Annotated in this window: 18 protein-coding genes and 1 pseudogene; 16 read left to right on the plus strand and 3 right to left on the minus strand. The window is 57.0% G+C overall.

All coding sequences use genetic code 11. The features are described from left to right. Positions 1-6 precede the first annotated feature (6 nt). The 5 genes and pseudogenes from WNY61_RS12855 (at position 7) to WNY61_RS12875 (ending at position 6,321) form a co-directional block, all read left to right on the plus strand. The gene (locus tag WNY61_RS12855; RefSeq protein ID WP_342851816.1) at positions 7-1,704 is read left to right on the plus strand and encodes a DUF87 domain-containing protein; all 1,698 of its coding nucleotides are present in this window, start codon (positions 7-9) and stop codon (positions 1,702-1,704) included. Between the two features lie 430 nt (positions 1,705-2,134). After that, on the plus strand, positions 2,135-3,391 hold the full coding sequence (locus WNY61_RS12860; protein WP_342851817.1) for an exonuclease domain-containing protein: 1,257 nt from the start codon (positions 2,135-2,137) through the stop codon (positions 3,389-3,391). A gap of 235 nt (positions 3,392-3,626) precedes the next feature. Next, the gene (locus tag WNY61_RS12865; RefSeq protein ID WP_342851818.1) at positions 3,627-3,842 is read left to right on the plus strand and encodes a hypothetical protein; all 216 of its coding nucleotides are present in this window, start codon (positions 3,627-3,629) and stop codon (positions 3,840-3,842) included. A 783-nt stretch (positions 3,843-4,625) separates the two neighbouring features. Then, complete coding sequence (locus WNY61_RS12870; protein WP_342851819.1) at positions 4,626-5,255, plus strand: tyrosine-type recombinase/integrase; 630 nt, start codon at positions 4,626-4,628, stop codon at positions 5,253-5,255. 12 nt (positions 5,256-5,267) lie between these two features. Then, a pseudogene (locus WNY61_RS12875) lies at positions 5,268-6,321 on the plus strand (transposase). Between the two features lie 828 nt (positions 6,322-7,149). On the opposite strand, the gene WNY61_RS12880 reads toward WNY61_RS12875, so the two are convergent. Genes WNY61_RS12880 through WNY61_RS12890 form a run of 3 tightly spaced genes read right to left on the minus strand, consistent with a single transcriptional unit; the run spans position 7,150 to position 9,800 of the window. Then, positions 7,150-8,058 (minus strand): fumarylacetoacetate hydrolase family protein, encoded by a 909-nt coding sequence (locus WNY61_RS12880; protein WP_342851821.1) that lies wholly within the window; start codon positions 8,056-8,058, stop codon positions 7,150-7,152. Position 8,059: 1 nt separating this feature from the next. Next, positions 8,060-8,854, minus strand: a complete 795-nt coding sequence (locus WNY61_RS12885; protein ID WP_342851822.1) for a cyclase family protein — start codon at positions 8,852-8,854, stop codon at positions 8,060-8,062. Position 8,855: 1 nt separating this feature from the next. Continuing rightward, positions 8,856-9,800 (minus strand): alpha/beta hydrolase, encoded by a 945-nt coding sequence (locus WNY61_RS12890; protein ID WP_342851823.1) that lies wholly within the window; start codon positions 9,798-9,800, stop codon positions 8,856-8,858. A gap of 144 nt (positions 9,801-9,944) precedes the next feature. Here WNY61_RS12890 and WNY61_RS12895 point away from each other — a divergent pair, with 144 nt between their 5' ends. The 11 genes from WNY61_RS12895 (at position 9,945) to WNY61_RS12945 (ending at position 21,872) form a co-directional block, all read left to right on the plus strand. Continuing rightward, entirely contained in the window at positions 9,945-10,568 is a 624-nt protein-coding gene (locus tag WNY61_RS12895; protein WP_342851824.1) for a TetR/AcrR family transcriptional regulator, read from the plus strand. A gap of 247 nt (positions 10,569-10,815) precedes the next feature. Continuing rightward, positions 10,816-12,450, plus strand: coding sequence for an NAD(P)/FAD-dependent oxidoreductase (locus WNY61_RS12900; protein WP_342851826.1), 1,635 nt, complete (start codon positions 10,816-10,818; stop codon positions 12,448-12,450). Continuing rightward, positions 12,443-13,333, plus strand: a complete 891-nt coding sequence (locus WNY61_RS12905; protein WP_342851828.1) for a 3-hydroxyacyl-CoA dehydrogenase family protein — start codon at positions 12,443-12,445, stop codon at positions 13,331-13,333. The genes WNY61_RS12900 and WNY61_RS12905 overlap by 8 nt, the downstream gene beginning before the upstream one ends. A 9-nt stretch (positions 13,334-13,342) precedes the next feature. Further along, entirely contained in the window at positions 13,343-14,518 is a 1,176-nt protein-coding gene (locus WNY61_RS12910; protein ID WP_342851829.1) for an acyl-CoA dehydrogenase family protein, read from the plus strand. A gap of 30 nt (positions 14,519-14,548) precedes the next feature. Further along, complete coding sequence (locus tag WNY61_RS12915) at positions 14,549-16,060, plus strand: long-chain-fatty-acid--CoA ligase (protein WP_342851849.1); 1,512 nt, start codon at positions 14,549-14,551, stop codon at positions 16,058-16,060. After that, positions 16,057-16,833 (plus strand): hypothetical protein, encoded by a 777-nt coding sequence (locus tag WNY61_RS12920; RefSeq protein WP_342851830.1) that lies wholly within the window; start codon positions 16,057-16,059, stop codon positions 16,831-16,833. Before WNY61_RS12915 ends, WNY61_RS12920 begins: the two co-directional genes overlap by 4 nt. Further along, a complete protein-coding gene (locus WNY61_RS12925) occupies positions 16,830-17,606 on the plus strand; it encodes a crotonase/enoyl-CoA hydratase family protein (RefSeq protein WP_342851831.1) in 777 nt (258 codons plus the stop codon). Before WNY61_RS12920 ends, WNY61_RS12925 begins: the two co-directional genes overlap by 4 nt. A gap of 67 nt (positions 17,607-17,673) precedes the next feature. Beyond that, entirely contained in the window at positions 17,674-18,801 is a 1,128-nt protein-coding gene (locus WNY61_RS12930; protein ID WP_342851832.1) for a C4-dicarboxylate TRAP transporter substrate-binding protein, read from the plus strand. A 17-nt stretch (positions 18,802-18,818) separates the two neighbouring features. Beyond that, on the plus strand, positions 18,819-19,361 hold the full coding sequence (locus tag WNY61_RS12935; RefSeq protein ID WP_342851850.1) for a TRAP transporter small permease: 543 nt from the start codon (positions 18,819-18,821) through the stop codon (positions 19,359-19,361). Then, entirely contained in the window at positions 19,354-20,658 is a 1,305-nt protein-coding gene (locus WNY61_RS12940) for a TRAP transporter large permease subunit (protein ID WP_342851833.1), read from the plus strand. Before WNY61_RS12935 ends, WNY61_RS12940 begins: the two co-directional genes overlap by 8 nt. A 29-nt stretch (positions 20,659-20,687) precedes the next feature. After that, positions 20,688-21,872 carry an acetyl-CoA C-acyltransferase gene (locus WNY61_RS12945; RefSeq protein ID WP_342851834.1) on the plus strand — a complete coding sequence of 395 codons (1,185 nt, stop codon included), beginning with the start codon at positions 20,688-20,690 and terminating at the stop codon, positions 21,870-21,872. Positions 21,873-22,132: the final 260 nt, after the last annotated feature.

Below are 22,132 nucleotides of genomic sequence, written 5' to 3' on the forward strand. Positions count from 1 at the left end.
TAGAATGTGAAGCATCAGATCGGAAAAGTGATTGAGGTCAGAGGCGATACTATTGCCGTCGCGCTAATGGATTTCGACGGTGATAATAACGTTGGTGTACCCGAAGAAATGGCCGTTGATGTCACTACACCCGACGGTCCAGTGAATATCCTAATAGGCCAGCCTGGCTCGTTTGTAGAATTGTCTTTGCCCAACGGTACTTTGCTTTGCTTGGTCACAGAAACTCGGATGAGGGAAGCCAATGTTGGTGCGGCTGAGGTAAAAACAGCAGTTGCAGCAGGAGATTTTGTTGTGGATCAGGTCTCGCGGCAACTCCTCACGATTCCAATAGGAACAATGGATGCTAGCGGAGAATTTGAGCGGGGAACCAATGTTCTGCCAACGGTAAATGCACCGGTGTTCGCTGTATTGCCATCGACGATAAACGACATTTACACAAGCTTTGCTGAGGGTAACTTTTCATTGGGAAAGCTCTCCCTCCTTCCAGAGCAAGATGCAAAAATGAACCTTGATTCATTTCTTAGCCGTCATGCAGCAATACTTGGTCAAACCGGCGGCGGAAAGTCTTGGACGGTTGCGTCGGTACTGCAAAAGATCGCAGCTTTCCCTCAATCCACAGTCCTACTCCTAGATCTACATGGTGAGTATGCTCAGGCGTTTGGTGATGAAGCAGAAGTCATTTCGGCCGCTGATATTGAAATGCCATATTGGTTGATGAACGCTGAAGAAATCCTGTCTCTAATGATAGATCGGGCCGAGTCCAGTGCTCCAAACCAGAACGCAAAGTTTAAAGAACTTTTGCAGGCTGCAAAAGAAAATCATCCTGAGAATGCCGCTCTTGGATTGGAAAAGGTGACCATCGACACACCCGTGTACTTTGATCTCATGGAGATCATCGATGAGTTTAGGCGTCTTGACGTCGAAATGGTCGCTGGTCAGCGAGGACCAAAGTCCGGCCCGCTGCATGGGCAATTCACGCGTCTTCTCATGCGGCTTGAGTCACGGTTAAACGACCGACGTTACGACCTTATTTTCAAACCTCAGACATATAACACCAGCGCCTCAATGGATGACCTATTCCGCAAACTGCTTGGTGAAGAAAGCTCAAATCGCAAGAAGATTGTCGTTCTTGATCTCAGCCCAGTGCCTTTCGACGTTAGAGGCTCTTTGATTTCGTTAACATTGAGGTGCTTGTTTGATTTCTCTTACTGGCATAGTCGCCTCAAAGGTTCGCGCTTTCCGATCTCGATTTTTGCAGATGAGGCTCATATCTACTTGAGCGACTCTGCATCAAATCAAGCACCTAGAGAATCCGCTGAAAGGATTGCTAAGGAGGGGCGAAAATACGGCATTAGCCTCACGGTGATTAGCCAGCGGCCCAGAGAGATGTCGTCTACGATCTTGTCGCAGTGTGGAAGCTTTCTGTGCTTAAGGATTTCCAACCCAGATGACCAATCGTATGTTCGCAATCTGCTACCAGACTCGGTGCGAGGAATTACATCGATGTTCTCTTCCTTGAGACGTGGTGAAGCGATCCTCATTGGCGACTCTATGATTATGCCCACACGCATCAAAGTTGACACACCTAACCCCACTCCTGACAGCGCTGATGCATCCTTCACCGCCTTGTGGAGTGAAGAGCCCGCTGACCTGGATGTTGCGGGGGTGTTGGCGACTTGGCGAAACCAAAAGGTCCCTAGTTAATGTTGGAGCGTCGAGGAGCGGAATTTAAATTTTGGGTTGAATTTTGGTTCTATTTCGGAGGGACATAGTGTTTGCTTTTTTCAAAAGAATTTTAGGTGGTCACAAACCTATTGGAGCAGTGGAAAACGCCACGCGGTCCGTGAGCGTTAGCGTTAGCGTTGAACGTGTGCCTTGCGCTGAGGGTCTCGGCCTAGAAGATATCGAGCAAGAAAGCAGAAGCAGACTAGAAGCCATGTCCGCCCAGATGCCTGGGGGCGATTACTCCTCTTTGCTTGAAAAGTTGCAAAGCGCAATCTCGGAGAAAAGGTACTCCGACGCCGCAGAAGCTGCCCACTTGAGTATCACTCCGCTCCGAGATTGGTTGAGTGACCCTAGAGGGCAAGGGGAGCGCCTACACCTCCGTATTCCGGCGTTGCAACAAGGCGGTACTATGATGGCGCTGACTGGTGACACAGAAGGGCTTTCAAAGGTGATCGATCTTACACGTAAGTTCGATCACCTAGAGCCATATAGGTCTGATGCCGAGAAGCATATGAAGTCTGCTGAGCTTTTTGAACGTATTCGACAACTCGTCACGTCAAAACCTGGTGTGTTGCAAAACAAGGTCGCGGCGGAACTCGACGAGCAAGATGGTCGTCATATAGGCAACCTGATTTCCTGGCTGGTAAAAGCTGGGGAGATATCGAGAGTACAAAGCGGAAAGACATATGCGTTAAGCATGGCCGAACTTCCATCAAATTCGGTCGAAACCGACTTGATCGAACAAGGTACGCTTTCGCCGAGTCCCGCACGTCCCAAAAGAGATACCTCACCCGATTTGCAGAGGTTTTTGAACCAAACATATCGTTTAGTGGCCCTAGACGTCGAAACAGCAAATCGGCAACATAGCAGCATTTGCCAAGTCGGATTGGCAATGGTCGCCACTAATGGTGACATCGAAACCATCAGCATCCTTGTTGACCCTGAGCAAGGCTTTGAGAGTTTTAATGTCAATCTGCACGGCATTGACGAAACAACAGTAAAGGGCGCTCCTTCATTCGAGGAAGTTCTGCAATTCTTGCGGCCGTTTCTGGAGCGACACATACTTGTACAACACAGTAATTTTGACAAGCAGGCGTTCAACGCTGCCAGTAAATACTCTGGCGTTCCAGAGCTGAGAGCGACTTGGGTAGATAGCGTTCAAATAGCGCGTAAGGCCTGGCCAGAACTGAAAGGCAATGGCGGTCACGGCTTGGCTAGCTTGAAGACTCACCTAGATCTAAAGTTTAAGCATCACGACGCTGAAGAGGATGCTCGTGCTGCTGCTGAAGTTATTCTTTTGGCGGAAACGGTAACAGGTGAAGACTTCTTAGAACTGGCAAAGCCTAAAAAGCAGAAATACCCGACTTCGGTAGCTGTTTCAGGCAATCAAAATGGTGCGCTTTACGGTCATGTTGCGTGCTTTACGGGGCAACTGGCGATGTCGCGTGTGGAAGCAGCTACTTTTGCTGCCGGAGCTGGGATCACAATCAAAACAGGCGTTTCTAAGAAGGTAACGCTGCTGATCGTCGGTGACCAAGATATCTCGACGTTAGCAGGACATGATAAAAGCAGTAAGCATCGACGTGCGGAAGAACTGCAGCGTGAGGGTCATGAAATTCGAATTTTGGGAGAAACGGAGTTTCTTAAGCTGATCGCAATCGACTGAAAGTCGGCTTACGAAAAGCTGCATCGCAGCGTCCTGAATGTCGGTCAACGGCAGGTTTGGGCCGTTGACTTCCGTACGCTAACCGTACTGTTTTCTCTCTCCTGCATAGGGCTTAACTGAGCTCTAGCTTCGGTTTAAATTTTTCCGAAGTCCCGCGGTCTCCATTTGGACGATTTAGCCGGCAGCCCCTTTAGGGCTCTGGGTAAGAGAGCCGAAACTAAAAGCGGAGATTGATATGATCCACATCAAAACCACGTACCACCCATCTGGTCGCTACACTTGTATGTCGCGCCAAGCCAATGATCGTTGCTGGAAAGACTCATCCGGAAAACTCTTTGGCAACACCAAAAAAACCGATTTCTATGAAGAAGTCGGTCTGCTCGTAAGAGGTCTGCAGTCATCCGGCGATCTCGCCAGCTATGATGATCAAGCATCGAGCCTGGACAGGTAGACAATTGAAGCAATACGGGGCGAACTTGAAATGATCGCCCCGTATTTCAGGTACGTTGGGTAGCAGCTTATTGATCTTCTGCAACGCAGCAAGTGGCCACAACGCCATTGGCCGGAATGGCTACTGCACAACAAATCTCAGAAGCGCGCGACAACTGCCCTCCAGAGGGTAGAGTTTTCGGTAGTGGTTGTTATGCTTAGCACCTTGAGGAATGGGAACTTCTTTGACTGGACATTCACCTCTTTTTACGGTCTGCGAGAACTGTCTGCCTAAGTCTTTTGGGTTGTTCACCCTATCAAGTAAGTCTCGCGCAATGTCAGTCAGCATGAATGGTTTAAACCCATGGTGCGACTGGATCGCGGTTGCTGACGCGGCTCGGTGGTCATCGTGAAGACCGTCTTTCTCGGCTTGAAAATTCATATGCAATCCAAAAATTCATGTTTCAATACGTGTCCTTAAAACCCACATCTAATATTTGAGTTTGCGGACTTGGGTTAAATACTCGTGGGCATCATTTTGAGCAACCACATCAAGGGTAGAACCTTGCTCTGCGTCCCTTCGGCGATGTCCGCTATAAAGAAGCTGCAACGCAGCGGTATAACACCAATTCAATGTCAGCTTCGGGCCGATTGCGGATGCCTTCATGAAGGGCGGGAGGACTAAGCCGCTCCGCGGCATTGGCGCCCGACCGCGAGGTCGGCACATATTTCATGTTTTTTCTTTGTGAGAGGCACTTCTGGGCTGACGATTGGGGTCTTTCCCACCGTCAAACAGGAGGTTCCCATGAAAGAGGAGAAGACCGCCCCGCTGCGTCAGCGGATGATCGAAGACATGGATATTCGCGGGCTGTGCGAGAAGACGCAAAAAGCGCACATCCGGAATGTGAAGCATTTTGCGTCCTTCCTTGGCCGGTCGCCTGACACAGCCACTGCTGAAGACCTGCGCGCCTATCAACTCAAGATGACACAGGACGGCGTGTCGATCAGCACCTACAATGTGCGCATCATTTCGTTGCGGTTCTTCTTCGGCATCACTTGCGGGCGCGACGAGATGAAGCGCTTCATGCAGTTTCATCGCAAGCCCCGTAAATTGCCGATCGTCTTAAGTGTTGAGGGCAAGCCAAAGATCAGCCCGCTATCACCCCGACAACTGAACCGTGCATTCACCTCGGCCAAGCATATGGCAGGTATACAAAAGGCCGCAACGCTGCACACATTGCGGCACAGCTTCGCCACGCATCTGCTGGAGGCCAACACGGACGTGCGCGTGATCCAGGTGCTGCTTGGCCACTCCAAGCTGACGACCACTGCCCGGTATGCCCATGTGGCAACAAAGACCATCCGCAGCACCGTCAGCCCTTTCGAGCAAATGAAGCTCTTGCAAGACGAGACCTTGCGACGAGGGTTGGAATAGCGCCAGGGGCCGGTGCCCCGGCCCAAACTGAAGATCGCTGATATCTTCCGCACCCATGGTCCTGCGTGGCGACAGGCCAATGCGGGACATGTCAGCCTCTCCCAGTTGAAAGTAATGTCAGCGATTGAAGCCTGCCGAACCGAGGCGCTTGGCGGGCATGTGGCCGGTTGCACCAAGTGCGGCCACCATCATATCGCCTACAATTCCTGCAAGAACCGGCACTGCCCGAAGTGTCAGGGACCTGCGGCGCGCGACTGGATGGAGGCGCGCGCCGAGGATCTGCTGCCCGTGGAATATTTCCACGTGGTCTTCACCCTGCCAGCCGAGATCGCGCAGATTGCCTACTGGAACAAGAAGGCGGTCTACGGACTGCTGTTCACGGCATCCGCCGAAACGGTGACGACCATTGCGGCCGATCCCAAGCGCATGGGTGCGAAGGTGGGTATGACCAGCGTTCTGCACACCTGGGGCTCTGCGCTGACCCACCATCCGCACATCCACATGATCGTGCCAGGCGGCGGGTTGTCGCCGGACGGCACCAGGTGGGTCGCCTGCAAACCTGGGTTCTTTCTGCATGTGCGGGTGCTGTCACGGCTGTTCCGACGCCTGTTTCTGGAGGGGTTGATGGGCATGCACCGAGCCGGGGAACTGGCCTTCTTCGGCGATCTCGAATGCGCGCCTGGTCAGCGCCGACGCCGACACCGTCGCCTTCCGCTGGAAGGATTATCGCATCAAATCCGGTGATCGGCAAAAGGTCATGCGGCTGGCCACACCCGAGTTCATTCGCCGCTTCCTGATCCATGTTCTACCCGACGGGTTTCACCGCATCCGGCACTACGGCCTGCTGGCCAGCGCGACCCGCAAGGCCAACATCACGAAGGTTCGTGCCTTGCTCTGCGTTCAGTATCCGGACAAGGCAACCGCACCAGAAACCGAAGCCGAGGTGATACCACTCACCCTGCGCGAGCCATGTCCCTGTTGCGGCGGACCCATGCGCATCATCGAGATATTCCGGCGCGGGCAAAAACCGATGTCGCGCGCGCCACCACGGGAGCAGGCCGCATGACACACCGCCTGTCAGATGCCACAGACCACCACCGACTGCCCCCCGCAGACCCGGTCACGACAGGCTGCGCTACTCCTCCTTCGGCGCGAAACACGACGCCAATCACGCCAAATCGTTCAGCAATTACGGGGGCACCCAACGCACTCTCGTCCGTCTCACGCGCCACGCGCACTTTCAGCCGAACCGCTGACGCACCCGTTGCCCCAACCGTCTGCACACTTTCTCCATAGCATGATCCAAGACCCCCACGGCTTCCTCCTTCCGAGGTTTGTCAACGTCGGCCGCCACCTCATGGCCGCTACCGTCGTGCCGCGGCCCACATCGAAAAACCTTCAGGAGAGCCGCCGTTCGCTGAATTCGCTACCAACGTCTGCTTCAGCGCTACCCAGCGGCAAAATTCACTGCGCATGCGTGGTGGTGCATGGTGCAGCATGAGAGCCGGTGTATCTCACTCGTGAAGTACGGCCAGATTTGATCGTGCCGCCCGAGACCTTTGAAGCTCATCTCTGCACCATCAGCGAGATCTATCCCCAGCGCGCGAAGACTTATATTTCCAATGTTCTCGACGCCGTCTTTGCTGGCTAGAATCCGAGCACGGCCTCCTCCCCCCTCTGGCATTTCCCTCCCTGAAACTAAAACTGATGCCGCCCCTGCGCGGCTCCTCTCTCCCAACGCTTCCGGAACCTCTCCCCCATGGCACCATTTTCATTGAACCCGCGTATCAGCTCTCTCTCTGCATGCTCTTTCGATCATGCTTTCTCTTTTGCGTTGCATCGGTTAGCCCCAATGTCGGTCATGGGCCGAAAACACTCTCGCTGCCACGGTGATCTATCCGGCGCGTGACCTAGCCCTGACAATGCGGTTGCTCAGCGTGCCGATGTGCTGGATCGTCAATTCCATCAAATCCCCATCTGCCAACTGCCGCCCCAACTCTAACCCGCATCCGGTGCCAACTGTGCCGGAACCGATCACCTCGCCGCGATGCAGGGTCTCGCTGGCCGAGATGTGCGCGATGATCTTTGCAAAGTCATGCCGCATGTCACGCGCGTTGCCGCCACCCCAATGCTGGCCATTTACCGAAACACGCATCTCAAGCGCGGCGGGGTGAGGCACTTCGTCCGCGGTCAGAATATAAGGCCCGAGTATATTGCCCGTGTCGAAGTCCTTGCCCTTGGCCGGTCCGAGTTGTCCGGCCATTTCCGCCATTTGCGCGTCTCTTGCGGTCATGTCATTGAAAATGGTGTAGCCGAAGATGTGGTCCGGGGCGTCTTCTAGGCTGATGTCTGAACCGCCTTTGCCGATCACGATCGCCAGTTCAAGTTCGAGGTCCATATGGTTGCTATAGGCGGGCCAGCGCACATCTTCCCCATGGCCAATCACCGAAAAGCGGTTGGATTTGTAATAAATCGGCTGGTCGTACCAAACCGGCGGGATGGCAAATTCTCGTCCCGTCATCTCACGGGCTTTTGCGAAGGCGTTGATGAGATGTTCCTCAAACACCAAGCAATCGCGCAGTTGCTCGGGGCGGGGCAGGGGCGCGAGAAATGTAACTTCCGTCTCTTTGATCCGCGGCGCGGTGTCGAGGGCGGCGCGGGCGGTTTCTAGCCCCAGTGCCCCGTTGGCAATCAGTGTCAGCATATCCGCAAAGCCACAGGCCGCTGTCAGGTCAACCAGCCCGCTGTCCGTAGCCGCAACGACGATTTGTCGGTCTGCGTGGATTACAGTTCCCAGACGCATCTTACTGCTCCTCAATAATTGCGACAGCGCGGGTAAACCCAGCAGACGCGCGCTTTATTTTGTAAGGAAAACAGGAGATCAGAAATCCGTGGTCGGGCAATTGGTCGAGGTTTGCAAGCTTTTCCATGTGGCAATAGCCGATTTCCATTGATGCCCGATGGCCCTCCCAGATGATGCTCGGGTCCCGGTCACGCGACCACCTTTGCGCCGTTATGCCGAAAGGCGCATCCCATGACCACGCATCGGTGCCAGTCACCCGCACCCCGCGCTCCAACAGCCACAACGTCGCATCGCGCCCAATTCCGCAGCCCGTGTGAATATAGTCTTCCTGACCATAATGCGCGGCGGCGGCGGTATTAACGACTACGATATCCAGCGGCGCGATCTCATGGCCGATGCGCTTCAATTCCGCTTCGACATCCCCGGGAGTGGCCACATAGCCGTTCGCCATATGACGGAAATCCAGTTTGACCGCATTCGAGAAACACCATTCCAGCGGTACTTCGTCGATGGTCGCGGCAGGCTCGCCGCCCTCCACAATCGCCCGATTCATGGTGGAATGGTGGTGATAGGGCGCATCAAGATGAGTGCCGTTATGGGTGGCAATCTGCAGGCGTTCGATTGCCCAGCCTTCGCCCTCGGGCAATTGGTCCTTTTTCAAGCCTTCAAAGAACGAGGCGACCTGATCGCTGGTCTGCTGGTGGTCCAGATATTCGATCTGTGGCTGGATCAACGGCGGATCCGAGATGAGATCGGCGTCCAGCGCAACGGATATGTCGATGAACTTGCGGCGCATGTCAGGGCCCTTTGTTCTGGGGTCGGGTGCCAAGTGCGGTCCTCAGACGCGCACAGACGAAATTAAAAGCGGCCTCAGTCGTCGGTGACCCGGCTGGGAGTGACAGGAACCCGTGGATCATGCCGAGAAAACATTCGCTGGCGAGCTCTATGCCATGCGCGCCTAAGCGCGAGGCCAGCGCCTCCCCCTCGTCCTTCAGGGGATCATATTCCGCCGTGGCAATCGTCGTGGGCGGGAAGCTTTCCAGATACGCGCTATGCAGGGGCAGGAACTCGGAGGCCCGATTCTGCGGTGCCCCAAGGTAACAAGACCAGAACCAGCGCATCGCCTCTTGTGTCAGCAGGGGGCCGGCGGCCAAAGCGAGCTGGCTCGCGGAGTCGCAGCCGGGATCAAGCGCCGGATAGATCAGGGCAAGGTGACGCAGCGGGATCGCATCGCGCGCTGCAAACTTCGCCACACTGACACAAATGCCACCGCCTGCGCTATCGCCACAAAGCGCGGTATTTGTCGGGTCGATGCCATAGGCACCCCCATTTGAGGTGACCTCGCGCAGGACGCCGTAGGCGTCTTCAACGGGGCCGGGGAACTGCGTCTCGGGCGCTAGTCTATAGCCGACACTGATAACCGCTGCCCCAGTCTTGGCCACCAACCGACGACAGATCCCGTCATGCGTCTCTATGCTGCCCCAAACAAATCCACCCCCGTGACAGAAAAAGATCGCGGGCAACACCGCTGCCTCATTGGGGCGGTAGTGCCGAAAACAAATGTCGCGTCCCGGCAAGCGAACGGTCCCATCGCTCACGTCTGCCATTTCTGGCGCATCGCCTTGGACCATGGCGGCATCTGCCGCGCGCCGGACCTTCTCCATCGGGACATGCGGTGGGGGAGGCCGAACAATGTTGCGCGGGTCCGCCAGCAGTTGCGCAAAACAAGGATCAATGGGCATGATCTACATTTCTGTTCTGGTAAGTATTAATTGTTACCCTTAAGTATGACTGCAATATTCGCTTGTGCAAGCGAAACTCTGATGGGATGCACGCGCCTGTTTCGACAGTAGGGCCAATCGGGTGCCTTTGGGGGAGATATATAGATGAAAACGGCTGCGGTGCGACAAACCAAACTGAAAGTCCGCGAGGAAGTCATTGCGTTGAAGCGACAACGGACGTTGGATGCCGCCACAGAGCTCTTTTACGAAAAGGGCTACACCAACACGACGTTGGATGAAGTCGCCTCCCGGCTGGGGGTGACCAAACCTTTTATCTATACAAATTTCGGATCAAAATCTGATCTGCTTGTCGCGATCTGTCGGATCGGGGTGCGCAATGCTCTGAGTGAGATTGATCGGGTTCTGGAGCAAGGCGAGCCGTCCATCACCCTGCTGAAGCGCTTCGTCCCGCGATATGTCGCCTCGGTTCTGCAAACTCAGAAGAACATCGCGATTAACATTCGCGAGGAAAAGAACCTGCTGCCTGAACACGCAGAGGAATTGGCAGCGCTGCGACACACCTTCATGCTGCGAATCGAATCTTTGCTAATCGCGGCCTGCAAGAACGAGGGACTCACCCTTTCGGACCCTCGTGTCACCGCCTTTGCGATCGTGGGTGCGGTTAGCTGGTCGACATTCTGGTTCAATCCGGGCGGATCGCTGAACGCCGACGACATGTCGGAAAAGATGACAGATATCATCCTGAACCTCGTTAAAAGCGCCACCTGATCTAGCAACTTACTTCGGCGATTAATGAGCTTTCCCATCGGCTTGCGCAGCTTAGTTGTAGTAAACTGCGCGCCGCGACATGTGATGTGTCGCCTGCGGGTCGATGCCCCACAATGCTGCGCTGCAGAGGCGGAATCTACGTGCCGCTCCTAGAATTATCTTGAAATATACTGGTGAGTAGTATTTTTTAATAATCAGTAATCTTGCGGTTCGTGAGAGTGGCGGCGCCGCCTGGGGAGGGGAGCAGATGATGCAAATCGAGACATTGATCGTCGGGGCAGGCCTAGGGGGATTGCGTGCGTTGCATGGGCTTCGCGAAGCCGGGATCGACGCGAAAGTTTTAGAAGCATCAGATGAGATCGGTGGCGTATGGAACCACAACCGCTACCCCGGTGCCCGCTGCGATGTGGAAAGCTACGACTACTCCTACAGCTTCTCTCAAGAGCTTGAGCAGGAATGGCGCTGGACAGAGCGCTATCCGACTCAGCCGGAGATCCTGCGCTATATTAACCATGTCGCGGACCGGTTTGACCTGCGCCGGGACGTGGTTCTCAATGCCCGCGTCACCGAAGCCGTCTATGACGAAGCGGCCGCACATTGGGCGGTAACAACGCAAGACGGTCAGAAATGGCAGGCGCGGTTCTTGATGCTGTGCCTCGGTCAGCTTTCCGCGCCCAAACTGCCGGACTATCCCGGTCAATCCGCTTTCAAAGGGCAGGTGATCGTCAGCGCGAACTGGCCCAAAGGCGGGGTCGATTATGCAGGCAAGCGGGTTGCTATCATCGGCACCGGGTCGTCGGGCATGCAGATGACACCGATCATCGCACCCGAGGCCGCTCATCTGACTGTGTTCCAGCGCACCGCGAATTACAGTGTCCCGGCCGCCAATGCGCCGCTGACTGAGGATGAGGACCGCGAGGTCAAGGCCAACTACGCTGAGCGCCGGGCGCTGATGCGCAATTCGCCCACGGGGCTGGGGTTTAGGCCGGAAAAGATCGCGACGTTGGATGTGCCTGAAGCAGAGCGTGAAAAGGCCTTTGAAAAGGCCTATCAGCGGCTTGGCTTCGGTTTTGCACTGACCTACCCGGACATTTTGCTCAACGCAGAGGCCAATAAGGTCGCTTCCGCCTTCCTCCATCGCAAGATCGGCGAGCGGATCAAAGACCCTAAGACCCGCGAAAAACTGATCCCCCGCACACATCATTTTGGCACCCGTCGGCCCTCCGTGGACAGTGGCTATTTCGAGACCTTTAACCGCGACAATGTCACACTGGCGGATGTGAAGGAATTTCCGATCCTAGAGTTCACTGAGACCGGCATTCGCACGGCAGAGGCGCACCACGAATTCGATATCATCATCTTCGCCACGGGCTTTGATGCGCTGACCGGGTCACTGCTCAAGCCTACCATCATGGGGCGCGACGGGACTTTGCTGAAGGACAAATGGGCGCAGGGCCCGCTCACACAGTTGGGCGTGGCGACTGCCGACTTCCCGAACCTATTGATCGTGGCCGGTCCCGGCAGCCCATCGGTCCTGTCGAATGTCATGGTGTCGATTGAAGAGCAGGTCGATTGGTTTGTCGCGCTGTTTGCCGGAATGAAATCGCGCCGAGAAGTTGAGGTCGAGGCAACTGAGCAAGCCGAACAGGACTGGACCGCCCACGTGCAAGAACGCGCGCTTGAAACGCTCTATATGACGGCTGACAGTTTCTATAACGGCGGCGAGGTGGCAGGAAAGCCACGGGTGTTCATGCCGTATTCTGGCGGCATCCGCAGCTACCGTCGCCTGTTGGAGACCTGCGCCGCAGAGGGATACTCAGGCTTTGTCCTGCGCAAGACCCCCGCTGCCGCTCATAACGCAGGGGCGCAGCAAGATGCATGACGTGACGCAACACGGGGCGCAGCGGATTGGCGTAGTGGGTGCAGGCACCATGGGGGTCGGGATCGTTTATGTCTTTGCAATGGCTGGATTTGACGTCTTTCTGGTTGAGCCGAATGCAGTGGGGACCAAGCGGGCCCTCGCAACCTTGCGTGACGCTGCCACAGGTGCCGTCAGCCGGGGCAAGATGACGGCGGCAGAGGCAGAGGCGAATCTTGCACGGGTGGCGACCTTGGACAGCGCCGATGCATTGCCCAAAGCCCTTGATCTGGTCATAGAGACAGTGCCAGAAAAACGCGCATTGAAAGAAAAGGTGCTCGGCCAGATCGCGGCGCGCACGCCCAAACTGATCGCCAGCAACACCTCTGCCATGTCGATTGATGAATTGGCCGGGGCGGTGCGGGATCCGGCAACCTTTCTTGGAATGCATTTTTTCAACCCCGTCTGGTCGCTGAAACTGGTCGAGGTGATCCGCGGAGCACAGACAGATGAAGCCAGTGTCGCACAGGCCTGTGCTTTCGCTGAAGCCATCGGTAAATCCTCTGCCGTGGTCGCAGACAGCCCCGGCTTTGCGACCAGCAGGCTGGACCTCGCTCAGGCACTCGAAGCGATCCGCATGGTCGAAGACGGCGTCGCGAGTGCCGCAGATATCGACCGAGCCATTACCACCGCCTACCGCCACCCGGTCGGCCCCCTGCGCTTGAGCGATATGGTGGGTCTCGACGTGCGGCTGGACATTGCGCGGCAACTTGCGGGCACACTCGGGGCGCATTTCGAGCCGCCCCAGCTGCTGCAAGATATGGTTGCAAGGGGAGAGCTGGGTCAAAAATCGGGTAAGGGTTTTTACGACTGGCCGCTTTCCGAAACGAATTCCAAGACAAAATAGGCATCAGATATGGCACGCGTTTTCAACTCTTCACTCGTGGATACCGCCGAACATCACCAGATGCTGCGCGACAGCGTCGGCAAGCTGGCAGGCGGCTTCGGACGCAAGTACTTTCAGGACGTTACAAAGCGTAAGGCCAAACCGGTCGAACTGTGGAACGCTCTTGGCGAGGCAGGCTTCATCGGCGTGCATGTTGCCGAGGAATACGGCGGCGGTGGCGGTGGCATGGCCGATTACAATGTCATCGTCGAGGAAGTCGCGGCCCAAGGCTGCCCAATTCTGTCGCTGGTCATCGGTTCCATCTGCGCCCCAATCATTCAAAGCCACGCCAGTCAGACAATGAAGGACGACTGGCTGCCCGGTCTTGCCAGCGGAAAGAAACGTTTAGCTTTCGCCATTACCGAACCCGATGCCGGGTCGAACACCCATAAAATCTCTACAGTCGTCAAGAAAGACGGGGACGGCTGGGTGCTGAACGGCGCGAAATATTGGACGTCGGCGGTGGATGAGGTCAATGCCATAATGGTAGTGGCCCGCGACGAAGAACTGGATGCCGAGGGGCGCGGGAAGCTGTCTTTGTTCCTTGTGCCGACCGATGCGGAAGGGATCAGCAAAACGCCGATAGAGACTGCTTTGCATGTGCCCGAAACCAGCTTCATGCTCTATTTCGACAATGTCAAAATCCCGCCGGATGCATTGGTGGGCACCGAAGGTCAGGGGCTGAAGCATCTGTTTGCGGGCCTCAACCCCGAACGCATTTGCGCCTCGGCCATCAACAACGGCATTGCGCGCTATGCCATCGAAAAAGGCGCGTTGCAGGCTGGTGAGCGGAAAGTTTGGGGGGTGCCCATTGGGGCACATCAGGGGGTCGCCCATCCGCTCGCTGCCGCCTACGTCGGGGTGCAACAGGCCCGGTTGATGACGGCGCGAGCCGCGCAGCTTTACGATGAAGGGTCAGCAGAGGCCGGTGAGGTTGCCAATATGGCAAAATTCGCTGCAGCAGATTCCTCGCTGGTGGCGCTAGATCAGGCCATTCAGGTCCATGGTGGCAATGGGATGGCGCTGGAATACGGACTGGCTGACCTGTGGTTTATCGCCCGTCTGCACAAGACCGCACCCGTCAGCCGGGAAATGGTGTTGAACTTTTTCGCCCAGCATTCGCTAGGACTGCCCAAAAGCTATTGAGTAAACCGTCAGATCACGGAGGGAACGATCATCGACACGTTTGCAAATATCATGCGCAATCATGCGCGAGTCCGCCCTGACGCGGCGGCCCTAACATTTGACGGCAAAACGCAAAGCTTTGGCGCGCTGGACCGGCTCAGTTCTCAATGTGCGAACGTGCTGATGTCAAAAGCGGTCGGGCAGGGCGGCCGCGTGGCGATCCTCTCCAAGAACCGCGCTGAATATTTCGCGATGATTTTTGCGGCCAACAAGATCGGTGCCACGCTGGTCTGCCTGAACTGGCGGTTGTCGGCGCGTGAGATCAACGAGATTTTAGCCGATGCCGCGCCGTCGTTGCTGCTGCTTGATGAGACCGGCGCTGCACTTTTGACCGACGGCGACGTTAAGGTTGAGACGATCCACTTTGGCCCAGCCTTCGACGCGGTATGCGCGGCAGCGCCTGAGACCGATCCCGGATATGAGGGCCGTCCCGATGACGTGGCGCTGATCCTATACACTTCTGGCACGACCGGTATGCCAAAGGGCGTCATGCTGACCAATGAAGGTATGTCCTACACGCGCAATCTGGCCGAGGCTTGGGGCATGACAGAGGGCAGCGTCAATCTTGTGGCGATGCCGCTCTTTCACGTCGGCGGATGTGGCTACGGCAGCAGCACTATGCTGGCGGGGGGCCATACAGTCTTGATGGCTGATGTCGACATAGCCGCCATTATCGAGCTGATCCGCCGCCATGCGGTCACACATACTTTTCTGGTTCCTGCCGTGGTCCAGTCCCTCCTCAACGCGCCAGAGGTGGCCGGAGCTGACCTGTCGAGCATGGAGTTGTTGATGTATGGCGCAGCGCCGATGGGCGACGTCTTGCTACGCCGTGCGATGGAAACGCTGGGCTGCAATTTCATCCACGCTTATGGCATGACCGAAAGCTCCGGCACCGTGGTCTGCCTAGGCCCTGAGTTGCATAACCCGGACGGGCCGAATGCCCATCTGCTGAAATCCTGCGGCGAGGCGATGCCCTGGGTCGAACTGCGGGTTGTCGATCCGGCGACGGGGGCAGATATGCCAACCGGCGAAGTGGGCGAGGTCTGGCTGCGCAGCCCTATGCTGATGAAGGGCTATTGGAGAAACGACAAGGCAACCGCTGAGGCGATTGTCGATGGCGGTTGGTTCCGTACGGGCGATGCGGCTTACCTGGATGAGGGGGGGCATATGTTTCTCTTCGACCGGTTCAAAGACATGATTATTTCGGGTGGCGAAAATATCTATCCGGCTGAGATCGAGAACGTATTGAACGGCCATGAAGCCGTTGCACAGGTCGGAGCGATAGGCGTTGTCCACGAGCGTTGGGGTGAAACACCACTGGCGGTCGTGGTGCTGAAAGAGGGCGCTTCAGTCACCGACGAAGACTTGCTGGAATTCACCCGCAGCCATCTGGCCCGCTACAAATGCCCCTCACGCATCGTTTTCGCCGACTCCTTGCCGCGCAATGCCTCTGGCAAATTGCTTAAGGGGGAGTTGCGGAAAACCTTTGGGGGGGCGACGTGACCGATACGCTGTCGCTTCTGCGCCGCTGGGTTGTCGGCTATTTCAATGGTCAGGACAAGGCCGTGGCCCGTGAGATATGCTCCCCGGACTATGCGCTTTCGATTGGAGATGTGGTCTTTGCGGGGCGCGATGACGCTTGGCTGCCTGCCGTCGATGTGCAGATGAAGGCTTATCCGGGCATGGGCATGACCGCGCATCAGACTTTGGTCGGCGACGGCTGGGCCGCGATTCGGTTCAGCGAGCATGGATCCACTGATGGCAAGGCGGCAGCTTGGTCGGGCGTGGGCATTTATCGCAGCAACGGGCGGGTTCTGACCGGCTGCGTGGCACAGGAAGACTATATGACCCGGCGACGCCAGCTGAAATCTGGTCAGGCCGATCTTGTCGATCCGCCTGCCGTGGCTCCGTGGGACACAGTACCACAACCCCGCAACCCGGAGGCCGAAGCTGCTGTCTTGCAGTGGTTGCAGGGCGATTGGCCGCGTTCTCCTGATGCGGTGCGATGTGACGACGACCACCTGACCGGCACCGCGCTGGCCTTCGAGGTGGCGGAAACGCAAGTGGGCGAACTGCTGTCAGCGGGCGATCACGTGGCTTTCAACGTCCGCCAGACCGGCCGCTATCTGGGCGGGTTGCCCGCACCTGCCTCTGGCCCTGTTGCGGAAACGCTGGACGTCAATGGCATCGTGCGGGTCGAGAATGGCCGCGTTGTCGAAGGGCGCGTGATCCGGGACCGTATGGGCCTTTGGGCGAGAATGAGGAACGCGGTATGACCGACGCACGGGCAGAAAAGGTGATCGTAACCCGCGAGGGCGCTTTGCTGATCGTGACGGTGAACCGACCCGACCGGCGCAACGCGATTGACCACGAAACATCCTGCGCGATTGCCGAGGCAATGGACCTGCTGGACGACGATCCGGCGCTTTCCATCGGCGTCCTTACCGGCGCGGGCGACCATTTCTGCGCCGGGATGGACCTTAAGGCCTTCATTGCTGGTGAGCGTGTCGAACTTGAGGGCCGTGGCCTTGCCGGCCTAACGCAAACGCCGCCTTCCAAGCCGTTGATCGCCGCTGTCGAAGGCTATGCGCTGGCAGGCGGTTTTGAGATCGCGCTCGCCTGTGACATGATTGTGGCGTCCGAAACCGCGGTTTTCGGACTTCCTGAGGCCAAACGTGGCTTGATTGCCGGCTCTGGCGGCTTGGTGCGCCTGCCCGAACGGATGCCACGCCAGATCGCGATGGAATGCGCGCTGACAGGGCGGATGATCGACGCGGCAGAGGCCGAACGCTGGGGGCTGGTCAACCGCCTTTGTGCGCCCGGTGCAACGCTTGAAACCGCCCGCACGCTGGCAGGTCAGATCGCGGAAAACGCACCGCTGTCATTGGCTGCGACGAAAGAAATCATCACCGATGCTGCCCGCTGGTCACAAGATCAGCTCTGGGAGCGGCAGAACGAAATTCTGGAGAGGATTATCACTTCAACAGATGCCCGCGAAGGCGCCACCGCCTTTGCAGAGAAGCGGAAACCGGTCTGGAGGGGCCAGTAACCGCGGCTCGATCGAGTCACAACAACTTTGCGTGCCATTTCGGTACGCACCTAGGGAGGAATTGAAAATGAAACTCACCACACTTCTGAGGGGCACCTGCGCTGCATTTGCCATCGCCCTTACTGCCGCCAGCGCACAGGCGCGCGACGTCAAAATCGTGGTCGGGGTACCGCCCGGTTCAGGCGCTCACTATGGCGTCGACGCTTTTGCTGCTGATCTGGCGGCCCGCACCAATGACGAGTTGAAGGTCCGGGTGTTCCCACCCTCGCTTCTTGATCTCGTGCAAACTTTTGGCGGTATCAAAGATGGGGTCGTCGATGGCGGATATCTGGTGTTGAACTACTTCCCGTCTGAGCTGCCCGAAGCAATGCTGCCCATCGACTTGGCGATGCTGGGCAAGAACCCTTACGCGATGTCGGGCGCGATGAGCGAATATATCCTCACCTGCGAGCCCTGCATTGCGGAACGGCTGGCCAATAATCAGGTGCCGCTGGGCAATGCCTCGACTGGCGCCTACGCGATCATCAGCACGACGCCGATCACTAACGCTGAAGAGCTGAAAGGTAAGAAGATCCGCGCCGCGGGCGGGTCCTGGGTTCGCTGGGCCGGGGCCATGGGCGCCGTCGGCGTCAGTTTGCCAGGCAATGAGATTTTCGAGGCCGTGTCGCAAGGGACCATTGATGGGGCTTTCAACGCACCGTCGGAATTGACCTCGATCCGTTTGATTGACGTGGCAACGGACGTCACCACCAACATGCCCGGCGGAACCGTTCACGGATTAGATGTGATGAGCGTGAACCGCAATTTTTGGAAGTCGCTGACAGACGAAGAGCGTCGGGCCTATATGGATGCCGCTGCTCTGGGCAATGCTGCAACCACGTGGAAATTTGCCGACGATGTTGCGACAAACCTCGCGCTGGCAAAGGAAAAGGGCATTAATGTCCACGAGGCTTCTGCAGATATGGTGGCGATATCAGAAGCCGCTATTGAGGCGGACCTTAAGGAAGTGGTCAAAATCGCAACAGAAACCCATGGGTTGAAGGACGCTGAGGCCAAGGTCGCGCGCTTTCGCGAGTTGGTGACCAAATGGGAGGGTCTACTGCCGCTTGATCGGGAATGGACGCCTGAGGAAATCGCCGAAGTGTACCGGGCCGAGATCTTCTCGAAGCTTGACCCGGCAACCTACGGATTGTGAGGAGGAGGCCCGTGTCCATGACCCGAAGCTGGATCACCAGTGTCGTCCGAACCGTGGACCGGGCCTTGATCAGCATTGCCGCCATTGGGTTGGTGGCAATGATGGTCCACATCAGCCTCGATATTCTCTCGAGCCTGATCTTCAACGCGCCGATCTCTGTGACGTCCGCGATCGTCACCAATTACTATATGATCGCAGTGGCCTTCCTGCCGATCCTCGCGGCGGAATATCGCGGCAACCATATCAGCGTGAACCTTTTAACTGTCCTGTTGCCCGAGGGGGTCCGGCTTAAACTGGAAACACTGGTCATCGCGATCACCGCAGGCGTCTATCTGCTGCTGACAGCACAGTCTTGGCAACAGGCGCTGCACAAGCTGTCGATCAATGCCGCCGTGGTCGAACAAGTTGGCAAGATACCGGTCTGGCCTTCGTTCTTCTTCTTGCCATTGGCCTTTGGCACCATGGCGCTTTTGCTAATCGCTCGGGTCGTGCTGCGCCTTACTGGGCAGAACGACATTCATGCGACGGACACCGCAGAACTGGAGACAGACCATGTCTGACGCATTGATCGGATCGCTGGGAATAATCGGTCTGCTGGTTCTGATCGCTGCGAATATGCATATCGGGATCGCGTTGATCTTGGTTTCCTACCTTGGCTTGATCGCCATCGTGGGCAGCGATGCGGCTTGGGGGATGCTTGAAGTTGTTCCCTATACCTTCATCTCGAATTGGACGCTGTCTTCCGTGCCAATGTTCGTTTTTATGGGATACATCTGCTTTAACGCGGACCTGACGCGGGGGCTTTTTGATGCCGCGCGCCTTTGGCTCGCGCGTCTTCCGGGCGGTCTGGCCATCGCCTCCGTCTTTGGCTGCTCGGGCTTTGCCGCGGTCACCGGCTCCAGTGTGGCCTGCGCGGCTGCCATGGGTAAAGTTGCTGTCCCAGAGATGCTGCGTAACAAATATGACGCTAGCCTTGCCTGTGGCACCGTGGCGGCGGCTGGCACTGTTGGGGCGCTTATCCCGCCGAGCATTTTGCTCATCGTCTTTGGCGTGATTGCGCAGGTCTCAATCACCGATCTGTTTCTTGGCGGCATTGGCGCGGGCATTGCCACGGCGCTGTCATATATCGCGGTCATTCTGCTTCGGGTCACGTTGAACCCCTCCCTTGCGCCGCGGGTGACGGAAGAGGTCACATGGACCGAAAAGTTCTCCGCGTTGAAAGGCGCGCTGCCGGTCATCTTGCTGGTGGTCGCAGTGCTGGGCGGGCTTTTTGGCGGGCTCTTTACCGCTACTCAGGCAGGGGCAGTTGGGGCTTTGATGTCGATGGTCGTGGCGGCCACGCAACGCACGCTGACGTTCAAGGCGCTGAAGACCTCGGTGATCGAGACACTGGTCACCTGCGGCAGCTTGTTCATCGTGACCATCGGGGCCAGCATGTTGACCCGGTTCCTGACATTGTCGGGCGTCGGTTATATGATCTCGGACGCGGTGGCGCTTTTGGGGGCCAGCCCGGTGTTCCTGCTGATCGGCATCGCCGTCATCTACATGATCCTCGGCATGTTTCTTGAACCCATCGGTGCGATGCTGATTACCTTGCCGATCTTTCTGCCGCTGGTCGGCACGGCGGGCATCGACGCCATCTGGTTTGGGGTTTTCGTCGCCAAATTGCTCGAAGTCGGAATGATTACACCCCCGATTGGCATGAACGTCTTTGTGCTCAGTTCCACGGTGGGCAAAGCCGCGCCTGCCGCCATCGTGTTCCGCGGTGTGCTGTGGTTCTTTGTCGCCGACATCATTCTTCTGGGCCTGCTGATCTGGTTCCCCGGCATCATCACCTTCATCCCAAACATGTTCTGACGGTCCACCCGTCGATTAGGAGTAGTTCCATGAAAGAAGCTGTCATCGTCTCTACCGCTCGCACTGGCATTGGCCGCGCGTTCAAAGGAGCGTTCAACAACACCAAATCCCCAACCTTGATGGGCCACGCGATCAAACACGCGGTCGAGCGCGCCGGGGTCGACGGAGCCGAGATCGACGACGCCGTCATCGGCACGGTGCTGGCCGCAGGAACGGCGGGCCTGAACCTTGGCCGAAACGCGGTCTTTGCCGCAGGACTGCCGACCTCTGTCTCGGCCCAAACCATCGACCGGCAATGCTCCTCAGGACTGATGGCCGTAGCCACAGCGGCCAAGCAGATCATGGTCGACGGGATGAAGATTACTATTGCGGGGGGGCAGGACAATATTTCTGCTGTCCAAGGGCCGTATTTCGACGCGGTCATGGCCGCAACCGATCCGAATGTTACTGCGCAGGTCAAAAACGCCTATATGCCGATGCTGAAAACAGCGGAATTCGTTGCAGATAAGTACGGTATCAGCCGCGAGGCACAGGATGAATACGCGCTAGGCTCTGAACAACGCACCGCCGCCGCACAGGAGGCGGGGAGGTTCAATGATGAGATCGTGCCGATTACCGTGCAAATGGCGGTCAAGGACAAGGCCAGCGGCGAGATCTCGATGCAGGAGGTGACGCTGACCCAAGACGAAGGCAACCGTCCCTCGACCACTTTGGAATCGCTCCAGTCACTCAACCCGGTGATTGAAGGCGGGTCCGTCACAGCCGGGAATGCCAGCCAACTGTCGGATGGCGCAAGTGCGTTGGTATTAATGGAGGGTGCCGAAGCAGCGCAGCGAAAGGTGACCCCTCTTGGCATTTATCGCGGCATGATGGTCGCCGGCTGTGCGCCAGAGGAGATGGGGATCGGCCCGGTCTACGCGGTGCCCAAACTGCTGAAGCAGCACGGGTTGAAAGTCTCGGATATCGGCTTGTGGGAACTGAACGAAGCTTTCGCCTGCCAGGCGATCTATTGCCGCGACCATCTGGGCATTGATCCGGAAATCTTTAACGTGAACGGCGGCGCGATTTCAATTGGCCATCCCTACGGGATGACAGGGGCCCGCACGGCCGGCCATGCGCTGATCGAAGGCAAAAGACGCGGTGCGAAATATGTCGTCGTCACCATGTGTGTCGGCGGGGGAATGGGCGCTGCAGGGTTGTTTGAGGTTGTCTGAGACCCTTTAAGCCAGAGCCGGAAAGGACTGGGACAGGCCCGGTTAGAGGGTGGATTTAGTGCAGTGCTACCATCGGCTGTTACAGTTTGCGGCGTTCCCTGCGTTGCTATCGGTTCGGAAAGCCTTTGGCAAAGGCGAAATTGCAGAGTTCTCAAAATATTGTTGTCTACGGAGCGACTATTCTAACTGCTTGCAGCAACGTTTAAGAAGACTGAGAACTGACGTTCGCTGCAGGCTGGGCCAGAGTCAGCTTTGGGCCG

The organism is Sulfitobacter sp. AS92 (assembly GCF_038900015.1).
GTDB lineage: Bacteria > Pseudomonadota > Alphaproteobacteria > Rhodobacterales > Rhodobacteraceae > Sulfitobacter.